Here is a 22,278-nt window from a genome sequence, read left to right on the forward strand (position 1 = left end):
TCGATGCTGACGGCGGTTCTGACACTGCTTCTGGGTGTGATCGTGACGCTCGCGATCATCGCGGCCTGCGGTTTCTTCGTGGCCCAGGAGTTCGCCTACATGTCGGTGGACCGGTCGCGGCTGGCCGCGCGCGCCGAGAAGGGCGACGTGCAGGCGAAGCGGGTCCTCGCGATCACGCAGCGCACGTCGTTCATGCTGTCGGGCGCCCAGCTGGGCATCACGGTCACCGGGCTGCTGATCGGCTACGTGGCGGAACCGCTCATCGGCGCCTCGATCGGAACGCTTCTCGGAGGCGTCGGGATCGACCCCGGCGTCTCGGTCGCCATCGGAACGGTCGGAGCGCTGCTCCTCGCCACGGTCGTCACCATGATCTTCGGCGAGCTGTACCCGAAGAACCTCGCGATCGCGAACCCCGAGCCTCTGGCCCGGGCACTGGCGGTCCCCACCCGCATCTACCTGCTCGCCTTCGGCTGGCTGATCACCGTCTTCGACGTCGCCGCGAACGCCCTCCTGCGCCTGGTGCGCATCGAGCCGCTCGAGGACGTCGACGAGAGCGCGACCGCGCGCGACCTCGAGGCGATCGTCGAGGAGTCCCGCGCGAGCGGCGACCTGCCCGACGACCTGTCGATGATCATCGACCGCATCCTCGACTTCCCCCAGCGCGACATCGAGCACGCCATGATCCCGCGCTCGCAGGTCGACTCGGTGCGCCCGGACACGACGGTGGGCGACGTCCGGACGCTCATGGCGACCGGCCACACCCGCTACCCCGTGATCGGCGACGAGGACTCCCCCGTCGGCGTCATCGAACTCATCGACCTTCTCCGCGAGCAGCCGGATGCCGCGGACCCGGTGTCGTCGGTCATGCGACCGGCGGTCGTGCTCCCGACGTCGATGCTCCTCCCCGTCGCCCTGGATCGCATGCGTCGCAGCCGCAACGAGCTCGCGTGCGTGGTCGACGAGTACGGGAACTTCGACGGCATCCTCACGATCGAGGACCTCACCGAGGAGGTCATCGGCGAGCTCTCCGACGAGCACGACGTCGAGATCGACGAGGTCGCCTCGGTCGGCGCCGACGCGTGGACGGTTCCGGGCGACCTGCACCTCGACGAACTGGAACGCCTGATCGGGCACGACCTCGCCGAGGGCGACGTCGAGACGGCCGCGGGACTCGTGATCGAGGCGCACGGCGATCTGCCCGCCGCGGGCACCATCGTCCGCGTCGATCTGCCCGAGCGCGCGGGTGAAGTGGTCCAGGGGCTGAACCTGGAGCGCTGGCTCGACATCGAGGTCACCGAGGTCGACCGACACGTCCCCTCGCAGCTCGTCGTGCGCCTGCGGGAAGTGGACCGGGATGCCGATGCCGCCGTGCCGGCGGACTCGGCCGATGAGGAGGTGGCCCGATGAGCTGGTGGGTCGTCACCCTGATCACCGCGGCGCTCATCGTCGCCAGCGCGTTCTTCGTGATCGTCGAGTTCGCGCTGCTCGCCGCGCGTCGCCACCGGCTGGAGGAAGAGGCGGCGACGAGCGCCTCGGCTCGCGCCGCCCTGCGCGGAGTCAACGAGCTCACCGTGATGCTCGCGTTCGCACAGCTCGGCATCACCGCCTGCACGTTCCTGCTCGGCGCCATCACGAAGCCCGCGATCGACTACGCCCTGGCGCCGGTGTTCGAGCAGTGGGGTCTCCCCTACGTCCTCGCCGACATCATCGCGTTCATGCTGGCGCTGATCGTCGTCACGTTCCTCCACCTCGTCATCGGCGAGATGGCGCCGAAGTCGTGGGCGATCGCGCACCCCGAGACCGCGGCGAAGGCGACCGGCATCCTCGCTCGTGCGATGACCTGGCCGCTGCGGCCGTTCCTGCTCTGGATCAACCGCATCGCCAACCGCCTGGTACGCGCGTCCGGCGTCGAACCGGTCGACAAGGCGGCGGCGGGCGGCCAGGACGCCGACACGATCCGCGAACTCGTCGCGCACTCGCGGCGCGCGGGCACGCTGGACGAGCAGTACTCCGCACCGATCGCGCAGGCGATCGAGCTGGGCACGCTGACGGTCGGCGACATCGTCCGCACCGATCGCACGCCCACGGCGGTGCCGGCCGACGCGACCGCGGCAGACGTGCAGGCCGCGGCTGCGGCATCCACCCACCTCCGTATCCTTGTGGGTTCCGGTGCGTCGGCCCGGGTCGCACACGTGCGCGACACACTCGCCGTGGCACCCTCGACTCCGGCTTCCGCCATCGCGCGCGAGCCGCTCGTGCTCGCGCCGGACGCCTCGGCGTACGACGCGCTCGCGCGCATGCGCCGCGGCCGCGTGCAGCTGGCGACGATCGTCGACGGTGAGCGGCTGCTCGGCGTCGTCACGCTCGACGACCTGCTGAAGCAGATCCTGCCGGGGGTGGGCGCGGCCTGAGCCCCGCGTCACCGCGACGGTTCGGACCGCGCGACGGGCGCGTCGCGGGTTCGGGGCGCCCTTCGTGCATCGGGGCGGACATCGCCTGCCCCGGTGCACGAATCGCGCCCCGGTTCATCGCGAGTACGCGTCCACGAGCAGCGGACCCCGGATGCCGCGGAACGCCTCGATCAGCCGGTCGAGCGCCGCGCGATTCCAGGTGGCGAGCTGCAGGTCGTGGGGTCCGAGCGGCTCGAGCTTGCCGGTGCGCACGCGCACGACCTCCCACCCGACGGCGCGCAGCGCGCGATCCTTCCGCCGGTCGGCCTGCTCGCGTCGACCGACGTGCTCGAGGCCGTGCCGCCCGATCGAGTCGTACTCGACCGCGATGCGGAGTTCGCTCAGCACGAGATCGGGCCAGATCTCCCGGTGCTGGAAGAACGGCCGGGTGACGCGGACGGCGTTGAGCCCTTCGGTGAGGGCGAGCCGCGCGAACAGATCGGCGCGCAGGCGGTCCTCCACCGCGGATGCCGGACGCGGCGCGCACGACGAGACGAACGCTGCGCCGGGCGGCAGGTCGGGCGTCTTGTCGCACAGCGGCGGCGACTTCTTGGGCCTCCGGGGGCGCAGAACCCCTGTCGCGGACACCGGCGGCGCGTCGACGGACTCGCGCATCGGGAGCGCGGGGACGCGGGTCGGGGACGCCAGTTCGCTGCACTCCGGACACCAGGCGCTGCGGCGCCGCTCGCGACCGGGGCGGAGCCGTTGCTCCGTGGGCGTGGCGGCGAACCGGTGGCCGGAGTCGCACTGCCAGAGCAGCAGCACGTCGGCGGCGGGCGGGACCTGGCTCAGGGCGATCCCGCCGTTGAGGTCGGGGTGGTACTGCCGGATCAGCGCCGGGAAGGCCGCCCACGCTTCGCGGTACGCGCCGATCGCGTACGGGACGTCGACGCCCTTCGACCACTGCCGCCGGGCCCACCACGCTTCGACTCTCTCCGCCACGGGAAGACCGTAAGGGAGGCCTCCGACACCGGCCTCAGCCGTCCCAGCGGTCGTCGTCGCCCGCCGACTCGTCGGAGCGCGACCAGGCGAGCCGGAAGCCGCAGTCGCGGCACTCGTCGGCATCCACGCCCTCGTCCAGGAGCGGGTGCATCGTGATGCCGCACGACGGGCAGATGGGCTGCGCGGCATCCTGGTCGTCGTCGTACGGGAAGAGGAAGGTCATGGTCGGTCCGCTCGGGTCGGCGTCTCCGTCAGGTGCGGAAGACGACGGGGAGAACGCCCCGCGCTGTCGCGGTGTTCCCGCATCCGTCCGTGGGCGGGGCGTGAGTAGGGCGGGTGGGACTTGAACCCACGATCGTCGGGTTATGAGCCCGCTGCCTTGACCAGCTTGGCCACCGCCCCGTGTGCGTCCGAGCCTACCGGCATCCGTGTGCCCCGCCGAAGCCGCCGGATCACGTGATCTGGCCGACCGTACGCGCTGTGGGGCGTCATGGCGGGTACGTTCGGCCACATCACGTGATCTGGCGCCCCGTACCCGGCGAAAGCTCACGATCGGGTCGAGCGCACACGTTCGGGCCGACCCGGTCGTGTGCGCTCGAGCGGGTCGTGTGCGCTCGACCGGGTCGTGTGCGCTCGAGCGGATCGTGTGCGCTCGAGCGGATCGTGTGCGCTCGAGCGGATCGACAGCGCCGCGCGCGGTCAGTGCACGCGGGGCTTCTTCGGCTTGCCGTCGGCGGTGATCTGCGGGTGGTGACGGGTCAGCTGGATGACGCCCCACGTGGCGATCGCGCCGGCGATGACGAAGCCGATCAGCGCCCAGGCGGGAGCCGTCGAGGCTTCGCCCAGCACCGAGAGTCCGATGAGCACGGCGACGATCGGATCGATGACGGTGAGCCCGGCGATCACGAGGTCGGGCGGTCCGACCGAGTAGGCGGTCTGCACGAAGTAGGCGCCGACGCCGACCGCGGCGAGCAGGGCGATGACGCACAGCAGCGTCAGCCATTCGAAGTTCCCGGCCTGGATGCGGCTGATGATGACCTTCGCGAGCGTCGCGACGAAGCCGTAGATGACGCCGGCGGCCATGATGTAGAACAGCGCCTGCGCGCGGCGCCGGACGAGGAACCAGAACACCCCGAACACGACGACCACGACGGCGAGGATGCCGAGGATGATCCACAGCTCGCGCGAGGTGACCACGTGCTCGGTCGCGAAGAACGCGGCGATCGTGACGAAGATGAAGATGCCGCCGACGCAGGCCGCGATCGCGATGAGCGATTGGCGCGTCGGCTTGTGGTGGCTGACCCGGGCGTTCAGGACCGTCGTGATGACCAGGGCGATCGCGCCGAGCGGCTGCACGAGGATCAGCGGTGCGACCGACAGGGCCGCGAGCTGACACACGATCGCGAGGGCCAGCATCAGGGTGCCGGCGACCCAGGACGGGCGCGTCAGCAGCGACGTGACCTGCGATCGCGAGAGTCCGCCGGTCGTCTTGCCGGAGAGGCGTTCGACCTTCTGCACGCCGCGGTGCTGGTATTGCGCGCCGAACGACATGAAGACCGCGCCCAAAAGCGCCAGCGGGATACCGAGCAGGATGCGGGGATCGCGGAAGACTCCGACGAGCTGATCGATACCGTCGGTGAGGGAGACATCGAGCGGAATCACCCTCCGACGATAGCCGCCGCGTCGCCGCATAGGCTGGTGACGTGGCCGTTCTCCCTATTCGCATCATGGGCGATCCCGTCCTGCACTCCCCCGCCTCCCGCGTCGACGAGATCACCGACGAGATCCGTACGTTGGTCGCCGACATGTTCGAGACGATGGATGCCGCTCCCGGCGTCGGTCTCGCCGCCCCCCAGGTGGGCGTGGGTCTCCGCATCTTCACGTACACGTACGAGGACGACGAGGGCCAGCCGTGGCGCGGGGTCGTCATCAACCCCGAGTTGTGGATCCGTCCGCTCGAGCCGGGCTACCCCGATCCGGATGAGGAGTCCGAGGGATGCCTGTCCTTCCCCGGTGAGCGGTTCCCGCTGCGCCGGTCGGAGTCGGCGTTGCTCACGGGGGTCGACCTCGAGGGTCAGCCGGTCCGCATCGAGGTGTCGGGCTGGCGCGCCCGCATCCTGCAGCACGAGTTCGATCACCTCGACGGCGTGCTGTACGTCGACCGGCTCGACGAGGAGGACAGTCGGGTCGTCGCGAAGATCGCCAAGAAGCGCAAGTGGGGGAAGCCCGGCGCGTCGTGGATGCCGGGGGTCGACGACATCGACGCCTGAGTCCGGGAAACACCCCGAGCGCAACCCCTGTTCTCCGCTCCGGTGGCCCCGCTAGACAGTTCGCGGGGGTTGTCGTGGGTAAGCGTGTCGCGGGCTGGGTGTGGATCGTCGCGGGAGCCGTGGCGGTCGTGATATCCGCCGTTCTGCTGCCCCGCGGAGGCGTCGCGAGCCTCCTCGCGGCCCTGTGCCTGTCTGCGGGGGTCGCTGTGGCGGTGTTCGGTGTGACGGTCCTCGTGCGCGCGGAAGGCGCAGCCCTCCGCGCGGCGGTGAGCCCGGACGACGCGCGTCGGCGCGCGCGGCGGTCGATGTGGGCGATCGTCGTCATGGCGTTCCTGGTTCCGGTGCTCGCGGCCGTCAGCGTCCTGACGACGGTGCTGAGCGGGGCGGCACTCTCCCCCGCGAACGTCGTCTTCGTCATCGGCGGCGCGTTGGCTCTAGTCGGCGGGATCGTCGTGGCGATCGAACTCTCCCGCAGCCGACGCGGGGATCCGGACCCCGTGCAGCCCGGGATCGCCGCGCCGCCGGAGGGGGACGTCTGGGTGGTCGTCGCGAGGCGTGATATCGGGGCGATGCTCCTCTACGCCGCGTCGTTCGTGGGATTCGCCCTGCTGCTCGGGTTCACGTCGCTCCGGCTGATCGTGCTGCTCCTGGAGAACACGCCCGCCGCCTGGGTCGTCGTCGTCCTCCTCGTGGCAGCCCTGAGCGTCGCCGGCGGGTGGTGGTTGTGGCGTCGCTTCCCGGCCGTCAGCGTGAACCCGGGCCTCGGGCTCATCCGGGCCGGCGGCCGGGAGCTCGCCGCATCGGAGGTGTCGTCCGCACGTCTCACCGTGGCATCCACCGTGCCGGGCGGTCCTCGAACACTCTTCCTGACGCTGGAAGGCCCCCGAGGGTTCCGCGCCCCGCTTCTGCTGCGGCGGGGCGGCCGTCTCGTGATGACCGAGGTCGAGCGCGGCGCGGCTCTGTCGATTACTCGTGCGGCATCCATCCGGCTTCCGCACGCGCCGGAGGATCCGAAGGGCAAGTTCTCCCGCTTCAGCCATCCGGGCTACGTGGATGCCATGCAGGCGGCATCCGTCGTGGAAAGGCCTCCGCGCGACGGCGAGGAGCTGCCCGTCTCGCTGGTGTGACGCCTCAGTACAGGCCGCGCGTCTGCAGTTCCTGCTGGAGGATCGGCGCGAGGCGCTCGGCGAACGCCGGAGTCAGGTGCGTCTCGTCGTAGCGCACCGGTGTGTCGCCCGCGAAGGCGGGGCAGACGTTCTGAACGCAGGTGAACGGCAGCGCGCTGATGGCGGTGTTGCCCGTCGCGGTCGCCTCCGCCTCGGTCGCCGTCTCCATCTGCGTCCACACGTCGTCGACCGCGGCCAGGCAGGAGGACGGGCCGGTCAGGGGCGAATAGCACCGGTTCAGGTCGGCACCGTGCGGCGGCGGCGAGAGGAACACCGTTCGCCCGGTCGGTGCCCACGTGCCGACTTCCGCGAAGGTCGAGTTCGCCAGTTGCGCGGGGTCGAGAGACGCACCTCCGATCGCCGTCCCCAGAGTGAAGGCGTTCGAGACGATCACGAGGTCCGCCGGGTCCGCCGCGATCATTGCCCGCACCTGCGCCTTTCGTGTCTCGCACCCGGCGTTGACCGCGGGATCACGGCTCTCGATCATGACGTCGGTGAAGCGGCATCCGTACATCCCCACCGTGGTCGCGCGCCACGAGCCCCCGCTCTGCTCCGCGAGCTTCGCGATCGCCGGTGCGTAGGCCATGGCACTGGAGTCGCCCACGAGATACAGGTGATGGGATGCCGCGGGATCGCCGAACGTGCAGCGGCCGGGATCGGGCGCGACATCGGGGGTGAAGCAGTCGTGCGCGCGGTTGTCGGAGGACGACTCGCGGATGACCTCGTCGAGTCCGGGGTGGAGCTCGGGCCAGGTGGACGCGCTCACCGCGGCGGCGAGCTCCGCCTGCAGGGTGGGGAGGGCCGCGGCGACCTCGGCCTGGTCGGCGGCGGGAGGGGCGGCCACCAGCGCGGGCAGCTGCTGGACGGGGGCGCCGTAGGCCACGAAGATCGCCAGGACCGTGGCGCCCGCGCCAATCGTGAGCACGGCCGCGGCGAGGCCAATCCGCGCCGAGTAGCGTTCGCGCCACGCGGCCCACGTGGGCGGGCGCAACGGGGCGACCGCCGGTTCCGATCCCCGTCGTGGTTCGGATTCGGGTACGACGGGTGGAACCGGGACGGTCGGCGGTTCCGGGTCGACCGGCGCCGGGGGCGCGGCATCCGGCTCGCCCATCCGCGGTCGTGCCCCGGGGTAGTACCGCTGGCCCGGCACCCACCCCGCGGGACGGGAGGCGAGCGTCGTCGGCCGCGCGACCGGCTCGGGAACGACCGGCTCCTCCCCCACGGCACGGCGGCGCTCGAGCCACGGCGACCGGTGGATCGGCTGCTCGATACCGAGGTACGTCGCGATGGTGAGCACCGCGGTGATCAGCAGCACGATCGGCATCCAGGAAGGGCCCGGCGGGAGCAGGACTCCGGCGAACACGATCACGGGCAGATGCCACAGGTACAGCGAGTAGGACACGTCGCCCAGCGCCACGCTCAGCGGGTTGGTCAGCGGGAAGAGGTGGCGGTGGCGAGGGTCTCCCCCGATGCCGCCCGCGACGATGACGGCCGCGCCGGCCACCGGGAGCGCCGCCCACGGAGCGGGGAACGGAGACGCGGGTTCGATGACGAGGAAGGATGCCACGATCACCGCGAGACCGAGCCACGCGAATGCGCCGCGCAGCAGCGCGGGCATCCGCGCGAGTGGGGGCGCGAGGGCGGCGAGGATCGCGCCGACCCCGAGCTCCCCCGCGCGCGCGAGGGTCGAGAAGTACGCGCCCGCGGGGTCGCTCGCCGTGAGTTGGACCGCGGCGCCGGCCGAGGCCGCGACGACGAGGACCGCGATCACGCCGACGACCGCGCGGGTCACCGCTCCCCGGCGTCGCGCCACCGGAAGGACGGCCACCGCGATGACCAGCAGGAGCGGCCACACGAGCGAGAACTGCTCCTCGATCGACAGCGACCAGAAGTGCTGTAGCGGCGAGACGTCGGTGGCGGAGAAGTAGTCGCGTCCCTCGAGCCCGAACCTCCAGTTCGAGACCAGGCCGAGCGCCGAGAGCGCGTCGCCCAGGGTCTGTTCGGCGCGAGTGCGGTGGAACACGACGTACCCGAGGCTCACGACGACCGTCAGCACGAGGAGCGCGGCGGGCAGCAGCCGGCGAAGACGGCGGCCGAAGAACCCCCGCAGATCGACCGAGCCGGACGCTTCGAAGTCACGCAGCAGGATGCCCGTGACGAGAAAGCCCGAGATCACGAAGAACACGTCGACGCCGGCGAACCCGCCGGTCGGCCACCCGGTCAGGTGGCCGGCCACGACCCCCACTACCGCGAGAGCCCGAAGCCCCTGCAGGTCGCGACGCGGACGGCTCGCACTGCTGGGCACGGTGTGGCATCCTTCCGGGCCGCCGGGCGCAGCCGGAGAGAGCTTACTGGAACCGCTCCCACGACGCGGATCCGGGGCGTCACCCCATCGCGAAGCTGTGCAGTCCGAGATCCTCGCCGAGCGTCTCCGCGATGAGCCGCCCGCGGACGCTCGTCCCCTGCGCATCCAGCGGCGGACTCACCACGGCGGCCCCGAGCCGCCCCGGAACGGACAGGACGATCGCGCCCGACACGCTCGACTTCGCCGGGATGCCGACCGCCCGCATCCAGCGGCCGGAGCCGTCGTAGACCCCGCAGGTCGCCATGACCGAGACCACGTCGCGGGCCACGCGCGCCGGTACCACCCGCTCGCCCGAGCGGGGGTTCACGCCCCCGAGCGCGAGCGTCGCGCCCATGAGCGCGAGGGTCTCGGCATCCACCATGGTCGCGCACGCCCGGGCGTACACCGCGACGGCGTCGTCCGCGCTCACGCGCATCGTGCCCTCCGCGCGCATGAGGTGGGCGAGGGCGTGGTTGCGGTCGCCGAGCAGGTGCTCGTTGTGGGCGATGGCTTCGTCGACCTCCAGCGCGCGCCCGGCGAAGGCGGCCAGGCCGCGCGAGATGCGCTCCATCCGGCCTTCGACGCCGTCGCCGTCGACGAGCGACGCGGTGAGCAGCGCGCCGGCGTTGACCATCGGGTTCGGCGGGCGACCGGTCCCGCTCTCGAGCTTGAGGGCGTCGAACGCCTCGCCCGTCGGTTCGATGCCGACGCGGTCGAGGGCCTCGCCATCGGTGTCGAGCAGGGCGAGGGCGAAGAGGAACGGCTTCACCGCGGACTGCAGACTGAAGGCCGCATCCGCCTGGGCGCTCGATCTCACCCCGCCGTCGGGAAGCGCGAGAGCGATCGCGCAGAGGTCGGGATCGGCATCCGCCAGTTGAGGGATGCTGTCGTCGACGCGGCCGCCCCGGTCGGGCAGAACGCGGGCGCGGAGGCCCTCGAGATCGTACGAACGCGGATCGGAGGGGGATGCCATGCCCCCAGCCTGTCAGGCGGAGGCGCGGTCCGGGTCGCCCGGTGCTGAGCCGCGACCCGGGCAAAAGGTAAGGCCCGGGGTGGAAGCCCGGGCCTAGGTGAGAGGCGCGTTTAGATGGACGCGGATCTCTCGCTCCCCGGCTTGGACTCGAACCAAGAACCTATCGGTTAACAGCCGATTGCTCTGCCAATTGAGCTACCGAGGATCATGCCCGCCTGGCGGTGGGCAACCAGACGATACTAACAGCACCGCACCGCAGCGGAAAAATCAGCCCGCCGAAATCCGTCGGTCGGGCGCGCCGTCGGGAGTCCACTGGAGTCCCTCGGCGCCGTGGCCGTACGCGACGACGTGACCTCCGCGCAGCACCAGCACATCGGCATCCAGGTCACGGGGGGCGTCGGCGTCGTTGGTCACCACGAGAGAGGCCATTCCGCGCTCGTCCCGTCGACGCGTGATCGCCGTGCGCGCCGCCCGTCGGACCTCGACGTCGAGGTTCGCGTACAGATCGTCGGCGACGAACAGGCGCGGTTCCAGCACGAGCGCCCGGGCCAGCGCGACCCGCTGCCGCATCCCCGCGCTCAGCTCGTACGGATATTTCGGCGCCGTTCCCAAGGGCAGCTCCATCTCATCGAGCAGCGTCGCCACGCGCACCGCGAGGGCGCGCGTGTTCACGCGACGGTCGCGGGCCGTGATCGGTTCGGAGATGACCTCGTGCACGGTCAGCCGCGCGGGCAGGTTCGCGCCCGCGCCCTGGGGCAGATACCCGGTGTGGAACGTCCATTCGCGCACCCCCCGACCCGGATGCCGCGCCGAGATCCCGTGGACGCGCGCGTCTCCCCCGACGACGCTCAGCCCCTCGTCGGGGCGTCCGGCCAGGAGAGATGCGAGAGAGGTCTTGCCCGAGCCGGTCGGTCCCATCACCACGAGGCTGTGCGCCGCCTCGAGCGTGAAGGCGACTCCGTCGATGACGCGCACGCCGTTTCGGGCGAGCGAGAGGTCGTCGGCTCGGATGGCGACGGCGGTGTCGAGGGTCCGGGGCATGTGGACATCCTCCCTGACGGATGGCGCGGACGCCACCGCGACGCGTCAGGAAGCCGTCAGCCTCTGGCGATCGGCATCCAATTCGCGCAGTCGCAGGCGCAGTCGCCGACCCTCCTCGGAGTCGGCGGGGACGCGCTGGATGTCGCGCAGCAGCCCGTTCTTCTCCCGCTCGAGCTCGCGGACGAGGAGGCCCCGCGCGAGGTCGTTCGCGGAGGCCACCGCGCCCTCTTCGTTGCGCGCGGGGAACTCCGCCGTGAGCAGTTCGGCCGCGAGGGTCCGGAAGGGTTCGCGTACCGCTTCGACGGCGGCCACGGCCCAGCCCGGTTGCGACAGATCGGTGGATGCCAGGGTGCTCCGCACCGCCTCGAGGGCGGGGTGGCCGAACGGCGTCTGCAGGGCGCGGAGGAACAGATCCGGTTCGATGCGGTGCCCGTACTGCAGGAACGCCATCATCGCACCGCGCTCGAGCGCGACGTCGCGGGTGTTGGGGAGCTGCGCCATCGTCACGGACACCGCCACGGGGGCCGGAGCCTCAGCCGCTCCCCCGCGCTGCGCGTCGCGCTTCTCGGCCCGATCCGCACCGCGCGCCGCGCGTTCGACGGCGCTCTGCACCTCGGGGATGTCCAGCCCGAGACGCCGCGCGAGGACCCGCACGTATCCGGGGCGCAGGGCCGGGTCGCGGATGTCGGCGACGATCGGCGCCGCGGCTCGCAGCGCCCCCGCGCGGCCCTCGACGCTGGAGAGGTCGTAGTCCTTCAGGCGCTGGTCGATGACGAACTCGAACATCGGGGCCTTGTTGTCCATGAGCGCGCGCACCGCGCCGTCGCCGCGCTGCAGGCGCAGGTCGCACGGATCGAGGCCCTCGGGAGCCACGGCCACGTACGTCTGCGCGGCGAAGCGCTTCTCATCGGCGAAGGCGCGCAGCGCCGCCTTCTGGCCGGCGGCATCCGGGTCGAAGGTGAAGACGACCTCGCCCGACGACGTGTCGTCGCCCATCACGCGTCGGAGGACCGTGATGTGATCGCTGCCGAACGCCGTCCCGCACGACGCGATCGCGGTCGTGATGCCCGCCAGATGGCAGGCCATGACGTCGGTGTACCCCTCGACCACGACGACCCGGTGCTCGCGCGAGATGTCGCGCTTGGCGAGGTCGAGGCCGTACAGCACCTGCGCTTTCTTGTAGATCGGCGTCTCGGGGGTGTTGAGGTACTTGGGGCCCTGATCGTCGTCGTACAGCTTGCGCGCGCCGAAGCCGATGACCTGCCCGGTGACGTCTCGGATCGGCCAGACGACCCGCCCGCGGAAGCGGTCGTAGACACCGCGCTGCCCCTGCGACACGAGCCCCGCCTGCACGAGCTCGTCGCGCGAGAACTTCTGGCCGAGCAGGTGGTCCATGAGGGAGGACCATCCCTTGGGGGCGTAGCCGACGCCGAAGTGCGCCGCGGCACCCGCGTCGAACCCGCGGTCGCCGAGGAAACGGCGCGCCGTGTCGGCCTCGGGCGACATCAACTGCCCCCGGAAGTATTCGGCGGCCGCCGCGTTGGCGGCGTACAGGCGGGAGCGGCCGGTCGTCTCGGGAGCCGCTCCTCCGTCTTCGTAGTGCAGGGTGTAGCCGACGCGTGCGGCCATGCGTTCCACGGCCTCGGTGAACGACACGTGGTCCATCGCGCGGAGGAACGAGTACACGTCGCCCGACTCCCCGCAGCCGAAGCAGTGGTAGTACCCGACCTGGGGGCGCACGTGGAAACTGGGGCTGCGCTCGTCGTGGAAGGGGCACAGCCCCTTCATCGATCCGACGCCCGCGGGCTTCAGCGCGACGCGCTCACCGACGACGTCGGCAATGTTGACCCGCGCTTTGACCTCGTCGATGTCGGCCTGCCGGATGCGCCCCGCCATCAGGCATCCGCTCCCCGCGGCGGCCGGGCGCCCGGCGCCCAGATGCCGAGCTCGGCGGCATCCACTTCGCCCACGAGCCGCCCGTGCCACGCGATCGCGAGCTGATCGGTGAGACTCGCGACCTGGTCGACGACCACCCGGCGCCGTGCGACGTCGTCGACGGCGGTCTCGAAGTCGGGCGCGTGCAGGGTGTCGAGCGCGTCGGGGTGCTCCCACAGGGCGGACGCGAGTCGCTTCAAGACGCGTCGCTGCTCTCGGTACAGCGCCTTCCGGCCGTCGATCGAGACGACGGTCGCGCCGATGATGCCCTTCAGCACCGCCATCTCGGCCTCCACGACGCGGGGAACGACCACGTGCGCACGGTAACGCGTGAGGTCGCGGGCCGGGTAGGCCTCGCGGGTGGCGGTGGTGGCCGCGCGGGCGAAACGCCCGATGAGGTCGGACGTCAGGTTCTTCAACCGGGCGAGCGCAGGACGCGAGCCGTCGAACGAGCCGATCCACTCGGGCAGACGCATCAGGCGGTACAGCGCGTCGGCCAGTTCATCGCGCGCGAAGTCGTATCCGACCCACGTCTGGATCGCGGTGAGCAGGGACTCGTGGCCGGCCGGGGATGCCAGCAGCGCGGGGTCGATGTAGCGGTTGACGACCGCGTCCTCGAAGTCGTGCACCGAGTAGGCGATGTCGTCGGAGAGGTCCATGACCTCGGCCTCGATGCAGCGCACCCGGCCGGGCGCGCCGTCGCGCATCCAGTGGAAGACGGGCTCGTCGTCCGGATAGACGCCGAACTTCAACCGCCCGCCCGGGTCGGGCAGCGGCGCATCGGCCGTCCACGGGTACTTGCACGTGGCATCCAGGCTCGCCCGGGTGAGGTTGAGGCCGAAGGAGTGCCCGTCGGGACCGATCACCTTGGGCTCGAGCCGCGTGAGGATCCTCAGCGTCTGCGCGTTGCCCTCGAAGCCGCCGATGTCCTCCGCCCACTCGTTGAGCGCCCGCTCGCCGTTGTGGCCGAAGGGCGGGTGCCCCAGGTCGTGGCTGAGGCACGCGGTGTCGACGACGTCGGGAGAGAGCTCGAGCGCGGTGGCGAGCTCGCGCCCGACCTGCGCCACCTCGAGCGAGTGCGTCAGACGATTGCGGGCGAAGTCGGCAGGGCTCGCGGGGCTGAGCACCTGCGTCTTGGCGGCGAGGCGCCGCAGAGCCGCCGAATGGAGAACGCGCGCGCGGTCGCGCGCGAAGTCGTCGCGCTGGGAGCGGTGCTGCTCCTCGTGGAACCGGGCGGCGTCGACGTCGTTGTACCCGGACGGGCGTGCGACGCCCACCCCCGCTTCATCCGCCACTGTGGTGCAGTTCCGCGTCGGCGAGGGCGCGGCCGGCGTCGACGCCGATCTCACGGGAGTCGAGCCATCCGTCGGGCAGGGCGGGACGCTTCGGCGTGCCGGCGCGACCGCGCTGCCCTTCGGCCGCCTCGCCCGGGTAGGGCGCGTCGAGGTCCATCGTGGCCAGCAGCTCGTCGATCTCGTCCAGCGTCGACGCGGTCGCGAGGCTCGCGCGCAGCTCACCGCCGACGGGGTAGCCCTTGAAGTACCAGGCGACGTGCTTGCGGATGTCGCGGCATCCACGCCCCTCGTCCTCGAAGAACTCCACCAGCAGCTCGGCGTGGCGGCGGAACGCCCGCGCGACGAACCCGAGCGTCGCGTCGACGGGCTCGCCGGGAGCCGCGCCGGGGCGGCCGAGCGCGCGCGCCAGGTCGCCGAACAGCCACGGGCGCCCGAGGCAGCCGCGGCCGACGACCACGCCGTCGCACCCGGTCTCGTCCATCATCCGCACCGCGTCCGCGGCCGACCAGATGTCGCCGTTGCCGAGGACGGGGACGCTCGTCACGGTCTCTTTGAGCTTCGCGATCGCGCTCCAGTCGGCGGTGCCCGAGTAGAACTCGGAGGCCGTGCGGGCGTGCAGCGCGATGGAGGCGACACCGGCACCCTCGGCGACGCGTCCGGCCTCGAGGTACGTGAGGTGGTCGGCGTCGATGCCCTTGCGCATCTTGATCGTGAGCGGGAGGTCGCCCGCCGCGCGCACCGCGCGCTCGACGATCTCGCGGAACAGCGTGAGCTTCCAGGGCAGCGCGGCACCGCCGCCACGGCGCGTCACCTTCGGGACGGGGCAGCCGAAGTTGAGGTCGATGTGATCGGCGTGGTCTTCCTCGACGATCAGGCGCACCGCCGCTTCGACCGTCGCGGGGTCGACGCCGTACAGCTGGATCGAGCGCGGTGTCTCCGACTCGTGGTGGCGGATGAGGCGCATCGTCGTGTCGTTGCGTTCGACGAGGGCCCTCGTCGTGATCATCTCGCTGACGTAGAGCCCGGCTCCGTACTCGCGGCACAGTCGCCGGAACGCCGTGTTGGTGATTCCGGCCATGGGCGCGAGCACGACGGGGGCGTCGAGTTCGATGGGGCCGATGCGCAGGGTGCGCTCCGGGGCCAATGCCGTGGTCATCGTTCCATTCTCCCAGACCTCGCGCGGGGGCGGTGCCGCCCCGCGCGCGAGGCGGACTGGGGAGGAGGGGTCACGCCTGGGCGGTCTCCGGCTCGGTGGCCGCCGCGCGACGCTCGTCCCACACCTGACGGGCGATCTGGGTGAAGGCCTCGACGGGCTGGGCTCCGCTGACGCCGTACTTGCCGTCGATCACGAAGAAGGGGACCCCGCTGATGCCGTAGGCCTGGGCCTGCGCCTGGTCGGCGCGGACCGCGTCGCGGAAGCGACCCGAGGCGAGGGCCTCGCGGGCGAGCTCGGCATCCAGGCCGACCTCCACCGCGAGCTCGACGAGATCGTCGTCGCGGCCGACGTGCTTGCCCTCGAGGAAGTAGGCCGCCATCAGGCGCTCCGACAGGTCGAGCTGGCGACCCTGCTCCTTGGCGAAGTGCAGCAGCTCGTGCGCCTTCACGGTGTTGGTGTGCTGCAGGATGTCGAAGCGGTACTCGAGCCCCGCCTCGGCGGCGACGCCGGTGACGCGGTCGAGCATCTCCCGCGCCTGGGCGGGCGAGATGCCCTTGTGCTGCGAGAGGTAGTCCACCTCGCCGCCGACGAAGTCGACGGGGGTGTCGGGCGAGAGCTCGAACGAGTGGTACTCGATCTCGACGACGGGGGCGTCGTCGTCATCGGCGGTGGCGGCGAGGCCGTTCTCGAGGTTGCGCTTCCCGATGAAGCACCAGGGGCAGGCGATGTCGCTCCACACGTCGATCTTGATGGCATCCGTCATGTCGTGTGCAACCTTTCGGGTGAGGGGCTTATTCCGAAAACGGCATTCATCTCGCGGTCGGCGTGTCGACTGCGCCGCCGAAGCGTCGATCCCGGGACACGTACAGACCGATCGCGTCCCACAGGTGCCGGCGCCGGAAATCGGGCCACAGCGTGTCGAGGAACACCATCTCGGCGTACGCCGACTCCCACAGGAGGAAGTTCGAGGTGCGCTGCTCGCCGCTGGAGCGGAGGAACAGGTCGACGTCGGGCATGTCGGGAACGTAGAGATTCTTCGCGATCATCTTCTCGCTGATCGCCGACGGCTTCACCTTGCCGGCGGCGATGTCCTCGCCGAGGCGCCGCATGGCATCCACGATCTCGAGGCGACCGCCGTAGTTGACACACATCGTCAGGGTGAGGCCGTCGTTCCCCGCGGTGAGGCGTTCCGCCGCCTGCAGCTCGTTGATGACCGAGCCCCACAGGCGGGGCCTGCGCCCGGCCCAGCGGACCCGCACGTTCCACTCGTTCAGCTGGTCGCGGCGGCGCTGGAGCACCTCGCGGTTGAATCCCATGAGGAAGCGGACCTCATCGGGCGACCGCGTCCAGTTCTCGGTCGAGAAGGCGTACAGCGAGAGGTGCTTCACTCCCGCCTGGATCGCTCCCGCGACGATGTCGAGGATGGTCGCCTCTCCGGCCCGGTGCCCCTCGATCCGTGGGAGGCCCTGGCGGTTCGCCCAGCGGCCGTTGCCGTCCATGACGATCGCGATATGCGCGGGCACCGACCCCTTCGGGAACGCCGGCGGATACTCCCCGGTCCAATCCAGAGGGCGGTACGGGGCGGCGTTGCGGTGCGTGAACGGCTTCGGGGTCATCGATTCGATTCCAGGTGCGAGAGGGAACGGATGCCGCGCTCGAGATGGAACTGCGCGTAGGTGGCGACCAGGCCCGAGGCGGCGGCGGTGGTGCGACCGGGGGCCGCGTCCACGACGTCCCACTCCCCCGCGATGAGCGCGCGGAGCAGGTCGACGGTGTCGCGGGCGACGCGCGGCGAGCCCGCGGGCGCGCAGGATGCGCACACGACGCCCCCGAGTTGGGCGAGGAAATAGTCGTGCTCGCCGACCGTGCCGCATCGCGCGCATTCGCCGAGCCCGGGGGCCCAGCCCGAGAGGGCCATGGCGCGCAGCAGGTAGGAGTCCAGGACGCTGCGGGCGGCGTGGTCGCCGCGCGCGAGCGACCGGAGTCCCCCGACGAGGAGGAGGTACTGCTGCGGCGTGGCCTCGGCCTCATTCAGCCGGTCGGCGGTCTCGACCATGGCGCTGGCGGTCGTGTACCGGTCGTAGTGCTGCGCGATGTCGGCCCCGTAGGCGCCGAGCGACTCGGCCTGCTGCACGATGTCGAGGTTCCGGCCCTGGTACAGCTGCACGTCCGCGACCATGAACGGTTCCAGCCGCGAACCGAACCGCGACGAGGTGCGGCGCACGCCCTTCGCCACCGCGCGGATCTTGCCGTGGCGTCGGCTGAGGAGGGTGACGATGCGGTCCGCCTCCCCGAGCTTGTGGGTACGCAGGACCACGACTTCGTCGCGGTAGGTGGGCACAGTCCATTATCCGTCCGCGACCCCGGGAGTCGGCGGTGCGCCGCGCGCGGGCCGGTGCAGGCGGGGCGGGAGAATGGATGCCGTGAACCCGCCCGTCTTCATCATCCCGCTGTGGGCCGACCTCACCGCCGTCGCCCTGGGCGGCGTGCAGGGCGCGTTGTTCGCCGCGGGATTCCAGGGTCAGCGACGGCTCGACCTCCTGGGGGTCGCCATCATCGGCATCCTGCTCGGGATGGGCGGCGGACTCATCCGCGACCTCCTGCTCGGGGTCACTCCTTCGACCCTGCAGAACAACTGGTACCTGCTCACGGCGATCGGGGCCTCCCTCGTCGGGATGCTGCTGTCGGGGATCTTCCAACGCCTCAACCGCGCGATCGTCCTGCTCGACGCCGTCGTGATCGGACTCTTCGGCGCGTTCGGCACGTCCAAGGCGCTCGCCCTCGGACTCCCGGCGGTGCCGGCGGTGTTCGTCGGCGTCGTGGCCGCGGCGGGCGGCAGCGTGCTGCGCGACGTGCTGATGGGGCTGCCCGTGGCGATCATGCACGTGGGGTCGCTGTACGCGGTGGCGGCCGGGGGCGGGTGCGCCGTGCTCGCGACCGTCGCGGCGTTCGGCGTGCCGCTCCCGGTGGCGGCGGTGATCGGCGTCGTGGTCACGACGGTGATCCGCGTCCTCGCGGTGCTGTTCGACCTGTCGCTCCCCGAGCAGCGCAAGCTCTACCGCCGCAAGGTCGCGGTCGAGACGACCGGCATCCCGATCATCCGGGTCGACGACGCGGACGCGTGAGTCGCCAAGATTTGTCGCTTCGGGGCGCCCCTCGGCGACAAATCTTGGCGACTCACGCAGCTGTGACGGGGCAGGGCCTCGCCGCAGGGGACGGGAAACGGCGGCGAGGCGGCCCTGCCTCAGACGATCAGACGCCGGCGAGGGCGCCGGAGCGCTGACGCGTGCGGATGGCGCGGTTGACGCCCGACACGATCGCCTTGAGCGACGCGGTCGAGATGTCGTTGTCGATGCCCACGCCCCACAGGCGCTGGTCATCGACCTGCAGCTCGATGTACGCCGCAGCCTGCGCGTCACCGCCCGAGCTGAGCGCGTGCTCCACGTAGTCGTACAGCGTCACGTCGAAGCCCTGCGCGCGCACGATCTCGAGGAACGCGGCGACGGGGCCGTTGCCGACCGCCGACGCGGGATGCGTCGACTCGCCGTCGCGCAGCGTCACCTCGAGCGAGACGTCGCCGGACATGTCGCTCGAGGACCGGGTCGAGAGCAGCTCGAACCGTCCCCAGCGCTGGTCGTCCTCGGTCGTCGGCAGGTACTCGTCGGTGAAGATGTCCCAGATCTGGGCGCTCGAGACCTCGCCGCCCTCGGCGTCGGTACGGGTCTGGACGACACCGGAGAACTCGATCTGCAGCTTGCGCGGCAGGTCGAGGGCGTGGTCGGCCTTCAGCAGGTACGCGACGCCGCCCTTGCCGGACTGCGAGTTCACGCGGATGACGGCCTCGTAGGAGCGACCCAGGTCCTTCGGATCGATGGGCAGGTACGGAACCGCCCACTCGATGTCGTCGACGCTCTTGCCCTCGGCTGCGGCCCGGGCCTCCATCGCCTCGAAGCCCTTCTTGATGGCATCCTGATGCGAACCGCTGAAGGCGGTGAACACCAGATCGCCGGCCCACGGACTGCGCTCAGGCACGGGCAGCTGGTTGCAGTACTCGACGGTGCGCTTGACCTGATCGATGTCGCTGAAGTCGATCTGCGGGTCGATGCCCTGCGTCAGCAGGTTGACGCCCAGGGCGACCAGGTCGACGTTGCCGGTCCGCTCGCCGTTGCCGAAGAGGCAGCCCTCGATGCGGTCGGCGCCGGCCATGTAGCCGAGTTCCGCCGCGGCGACGGCGGTGCCCCGGTCGTTGTGCGGGTGCAGCGACAGGATCACGTTCTCGCGGTGGTTGAGGTTCCGTGACATCCACTCGATCGAGTCGGCGTAGACGTTCGGCGTCGCCATCTCGACCGTGGCGGGCAGGTTCAGGATGACCTTGCGCTCGGGGGTCGGCTGGAAGATCTCCAGGACCTCGTTGCAGATGCGCAGCGCGAACTCGAGCTCGGTGCCCGTGTAGCTCTCGGGCGAGTACTCGTAGTAGACGTCCGTCTCGGGGATCGTCGCCTCGTACTTCTTGCACAGGCGGGCGCCCTCGAGGGCGATGTCGACGATCCCCTGCTGGTCGGTGCGGAAGACGACCTCGCGCTGCAGCACGGACGTGGAGTTGTACAGGTGCACGATCGCCTGCTTGGCACCGGCGATCGCCTCGTACGTCCGCTGGATGAGGTGCTCGCGCGCCTGGGTCAGCACCTGGATCGTCACGTCGTCCGGGATCAGGTCTTCCTCGATCAGCTGACGGACGAAGTCGAAGTCGGTCTGGCTGGCACTCGGGAACCCGACCTCGATCTCCTTGTAGCCCATCTTCACCAGCAGGTCGAACATGACCCGCTTGCGCTCGGGGCTCATCGGATCGATGAGGGCCTGGTTTCCATCGCGCAGGTCGACGGCGCACCAGCGGGGTGCGGTCTCGATGCGCTTGCTCGGCCACGTGCGGTCGGGCAGGTCGACGCGGATCTGCTCGTGGAACGGACGGTACTTGTGGACCGGAGCGGACGTGGGCTTCTGAGTGTTCTTCATGAGGGGGTCGCTTCTCTTGTCTGTCTGATGGGGCCGACGACGAGCTCCGCGACGAGGAAGGCCCTTAGAACGAGGACTCGTCGCGGCAGCTAAGAAGAAGCAGGCCACCGAAGCGCATTCTGCGATCGTAGCACCCGCGCGCGCCGCGCCTCACGCGATCGGCGTCCACTCGCGCGCCAGCACCGCGTAGTCGACCTCGTCGCTCCACCGGTCCTTGAACCACCCGCTCTCGACGAGGTGCGCCTCGCGCCGCATGCCGAGGCGTTCGGCCAGGGCGACCGATCGGACGTTGTCGGGGTCGATGCGGGCGACCAGGCGCCGCAGCCCGTACACCGAGAACGCGGTGTCGATGAGGGCGCGGACGGCCTCGGTCGCCAGACCCCGTCCGGCGGCGGCCGGGTTGACGACCCACCCGATCTCGGCGGTGCCCGAGGCCGGGTCGAGGTGGAACAGCACGAGATCGCCGACCACGGCGCCGTCGTCGAGTCGCTCGATCGCGACCACCAGTCCCCCGCGCTCGCCCTCGAGGCTCGTCCCACCGAAGAGGTGGCCGATCCGCTCACGGATGTCGTCCGGGCTCTGCGGTTCGAAGGGGAGGAAACGGCACACGTCGGGGTCGCCTCGGTACACGACCATCGCGTCGACGTCGGCGTCCTCGAGGGGGCGCAGCCGCACGCGTTCGCGCACGACATCGACGCGCGCGGGCGCCGGAGGGAGCACGAACGGAGACCCGGTCACGGCAGCAGCGCGACCTTGCCGCCGGGGTGGCCCTGCATCACGAACTGCACGGCGTCCTTCGCGTCGGTCAGCGGGAACGTGCGCGCGACGGGGACTTCGAGATCCCCGGATGCCGCGAGCTCCAGGATGCGGGGCCGGGCGATGTCGCGGAACCGGGCGCTCTCCGGACGGGCGCCGGCGACCCACAGGATGCCGTCCGATTCGGCACGCTGCGGCGCCACGATCGTGACGATGCGGTCACGCTCCGCGACGAGCGCGAGCGAGACGTCGATCGCCTCGTCGGTGCCGACGGCGTCCCACGCCGCGGCGATCGGCGCGCCCGCGGCCGCCTCGACGACCCGCTCCTCGAGCCCGTCTCCGTAAGCGACCGGGATCCCGCCGTACCGACGGACGCGTTCCGCGGAGTCCGCGGAGTCGGGTCCGACCGTGCCGATCACGCGGATGCCGAGCACCCGCGCCTGCTGCAACAGACTCACGCCCACGGCGCCGGACGCGGCGTGCAGCAGCACGGTCTCGCCCTCGGCGGCGCGCGTGACCTGGATCATCTCGGCCGCGGTCGTGCCGGCGAGCAGCAGATTCGCGGCCTCGGCGTGTGACAGCGTCGCGGGCTTGGCGAAGACGTCGCGCGCGGGGACGTTCAGCTCGGTCGCGTAGGCGCCCTGGACGCGGAACGCGACGACCTCATCGCTGATCGCGAGCTCGCCCGAACCGCCGACCGCGTCGGGGCCGAGCGCGGTGATCTCCCCCGACAGCTCGTACCCGATCGCGGCGGGGAACTCCGCCCCGGATCGCGCGGATGCGACGTGCTTGGCATCCGCGGGGTTGATCCCGGCCGCGCGGACGCGGACCGTGACCTCACCGGGACCAGGCGCCGGCACCTCGACCTCGTCGAACGTCCAGTCCTCCACCGGACCGGGCTGATGCGCCCGCCACTGCTTCGCCATCATCGTCGTCC

At 71.1% G+C, this 22,278-nt stretch carries 20 protein-coding genes and 2 tRNA genes; 5 read left to right on the top strand and 17 right to left on the bottom strand.

Annotated elements, in window-relative coordinates; translation table 11 throughout:
• The first annotated feature begins 3 nt into the window (after positions 1-3).
• On the top strand, positions 4-1,407 hold the full coding sequence (locus CSIV_RS11215) for a hemolysin family protein (RefSeq protein ID WP_077051507.1): 1,404 nt from the start codon (positions 4-6) through the stop codon (positions 1,405-1,407).
• Entirely contained in the window at positions 1,404-2,411 is a 1,008-nt protein-coding gene (locus CSIV_RS11220) for a CNNM domain-containing protein (RefSeq protein WP_077051508.1), read from the top strand. The genes CSIV_RS11215 and CSIV_RS11220 overlap by 4 nt, the downstream gene beginning before the upstream one ends.
• A 114-nt stretch (positions 2,412-2,525) precedes the next feature.
• Here CSIV_RS11220 and CSIV_RS11225 read toward each other — a convergent pair whose 3' ends face one another.
• From CSIV_RS11225 to CSIV_RS11240, 4 genes are all read right to left on the bottom strand, one after another.
• Positions 2,526-3,392 carry a zinc-ribbon domain-containing protein gene (locus CSIV_RS11225; RefSeq protein ID WP_077051509.1) on the bottom strand — a complete coding sequence of 289 codons (867 nt, stop codon included), beginning with the start codon at positions 3,390-3,392 and terminating at the stop codon, positions 2,526-2,528.
• Between the two features lie 34 nt (positions 3,393-3,426).
• Positions 3,427-3,615 (bottom strand): zf-TFIIB domain-containing protein, encoded by a 189-nt coding sequence (locus CSIV_RS11230; RefSeq protein ID WP_077051510.1) that lies wholly within the window; start codon positions 3,613-3,615, stop codon positions 3,427-3,429.
• 105 nt (positions 3,616-3,720) lie between these two features.
• Positions 3,721-3,794: transfer RNA gene (locus CSIV_RS11235), tRNA-Ile, on the bottom strand.
• Between the two features lie 297 nt (positions 3,795-4,091).
• Positions 4,092-5,054, bottom strand: coding sequence for a DMT family transporter (locus CSIV_RS11240; protein WP_175627605.1), 963 nt, complete (start codon positions 5,052-5,054; stop codon positions 4,092-4,094).
• 41 nt (positions 5,055-5,095) lie between these two features.
• Between CSIV_RS11240 and def the strand changes: the two genes are divergently transcribed.
• Positions 5,096-5,662 carry a peptide deformylase gene (def, locus tag CSIV_RS11245; RefSeq protein WP_077051511.1) on the top strand — a complete coding sequence of 189 codons (567 nt, stop codon included), beginning with the start codon at positions 5,096-5,098 and terminating at the stop codon, positions 5,660-5,662.
• Positions 5,663-5,736: 74 nt separating this feature from the next.
• Positions 5,737-6,789, top strand: coding sequence for a hypothetical protein (locus tag CSIV_RS11250; RefSeq protein ID WP_077051512.1), 1,053 nt, complete (start codon positions 5,737-5,739; stop codon positions 6,787-6,789).
• A gap of 4 nt (positions 6,790-6,793) precedes the next feature.
• Here the strand turns inward: CSIV_RS11250 and CSIV_RS11255 are convergent, their stop codons facing one another.
• From CSIV_RS11255 to recO, 10 genes are all read right to left on the bottom strand, one after another.
• On the bottom strand, positions 6,794-9,133 hold the full coding sequence (locus tag CSIV_RS11255) for an acyltransferase family protein (protein ID WP_077051513.1): 2,340 nt from the start codon (positions 9,131-9,133) through the stop codon (positions 6,794-6,796).
• Positions 9,134-9,212: 79 nt separating this feature from the next.
• Positions 9,213-10,145, bottom strand: a complete 933-nt coding sequence (glsA, locus tag CSIV_RS11260; protein ID WP_077051514.1) for a glutaminase A — start codon at positions 10,143-10,145, stop codon at positions 9,213-9,215.
• A gap of 132 nt (positions 10,146-10,277) precedes the next feature.
• Positions 10,278-10,350, bottom strand: a tRNA-Asn gene (locus CSIV_RS11265).
• Positions 10,351-10,412: 62 nt separating this feature from the next.
• Positions 10,413-11,186 (bottom strand): ATP-binding cassette domain-containing protein, encoded by a 774-nt coding sequence (locus CSIV_RS11270; RefSeq protein ID WP_077051515.1) that lies wholly within the window; start codon positions 11,184-11,186, stop codon positions 10,413-10,415.
• A 45-nt stretch (positions 11,187-11,231) separates the two neighbouring features.
• Positions 11,232-13,082, bottom strand: a complete 1,851-nt coding sequence (gene dnaG, locus CSIV_RS11275) for a DNA primase (RefSeq protein ID WP_077051516.1) — start codon at positions 13,080-13,082, stop codon at positions 11,232-11,234.
• Complete coding sequence (locus CSIV_RS11280; RefSeq protein ID WP_238592369.1) at positions 13,082-14,398, bottom strand: deoxyguanosinetriphosphate triphosphohydrolase; 1,317 nt, start codon at positions 14,396-14,398, stop codon at positions 13,082-13,084. The genes dnaG and CSIV_RS11280 overlap by 1 nt, the downstream gene beginning before the upstream one ends.
• Positions 14,399-14,405: 7 nt before the next feature.
• Complete coding sequence (gene dusB / locus CSIV_RS11285; RefSeq protein ID WP_077051518.1) at positions 14,406-15,572, bottom strand: tRNA dihydrouridine synthase DusB; 1,167 nt, start codon at positions 15,570-15,572, stop codon at positions 14,406-14,408.
• Positions 15,573-15,642: 70 nt separating this feature from the next.
• Positions 15,643-16,335, bottom strand: coding sequence for a DsbA family oxidoreductase (locus tag CSIV_RS11290; RefSeq protein WP_077051519.1), 693 nt, complete (start codon positions 16,333-16,335; stop codon positions 15,643-15,645).
• Positions 16,336-16,381: 46 nt separating this feature from the next.
• A complete protein-coding gene (locus CSIV_RS11295; protein WP_077051520.1) occupies positions 16,382-17,188 on the bottom strand; it encodes an isoprenyl transferase in 807 nt (268 codons plus the stop codon).
• A complete protein-coding gene (recO, locus tag CSIV_RS11300; RefSeq protein WP_077051521.1) occupies positions 17,185-17,913 on the bottom strand; it encodes a DNA repair protein RecO in 729 nt (242 codons plus the stop codon). The genes CSIV_RS11295 and recO overlap by 4 nt, the downstream gene beginning before the upstream one ends.
• 73 nt (positions 17,914-17,986) lie before the next feature.
• Between recO and CSIV_RS11305 the strand changes: the two genes are divergently transcribed.
• A complete protein-coding gene (locus CSIV_RS11305) occupies positions 17,987-18,697 on the top strand; it encodes a trimeric intracellular cation channel family protein (protein WP_077051522.1) in 711 nt (236 codons plus the stop codon).
• Positions 18,698-18,824: 127 nt separating this feature from the next.
• Here CSIV_RS11305 and leuA read toward each other — a convergent pair whose 3' ends face one another.
• From leuA to CSIV_RS11320, 3 genes are all read right to left on the bottom strand, one after another.
• Positions 18,825-20,585 carry a 2-isopropylmalate synthase gene (gene leuA, locus CSIV_RS11310; RefSeq protein ID WP_077051523.1) on the bottom strand — a complete coding sequence of 587 codons (1,761 nt, stop codon included), beginning with the start codon at positions 20,583-20,585 and terminating at the stop codon, positions 18,825-18,827.
• Between the two features lie 150 nt (positions 20,586-20,735).
• Positions 20,736-21,323 carry a GNAT family N-acetyltransferase gene (locus tag CSIV_RS11315; protein WP_083735119.1) on the bottom strand — a complete coding sequence of 196 codons (588 nt, stop codon included), beginning with the start codon at positions 21,321-21,323 and terminating at the stop codon, positions 20,736-20,738.
• Positions 21,320-22,267 (bottom strand): quinone oxidoreductase family protein, encoded by a 948-nt coding sequence (locus CSIV_RS11320; protein ID WP_077052629.1) that lies wholly within the window; start codon positions 22,265-22,267, stop codon positions 21,320-21,322. The genes CSIV_RS11315 and CSIV_RS11320 overlap by 4 nt, the downstream gene beginning before the upstream one ends.
• Between the last annotated feature and the right edge of the window lie 11 nt (positions 22,268-22,278).

The organism is Microbacterium sp. CSI-V, from assembly GCF_001984105.1.
In the GTDB taxonomy this organism is placed as follows: domain Bacteria; phylum Actinomycetota; class Actinomycetes; order Actinomycetales; family Microbacteriaceae; genus Microbacterium.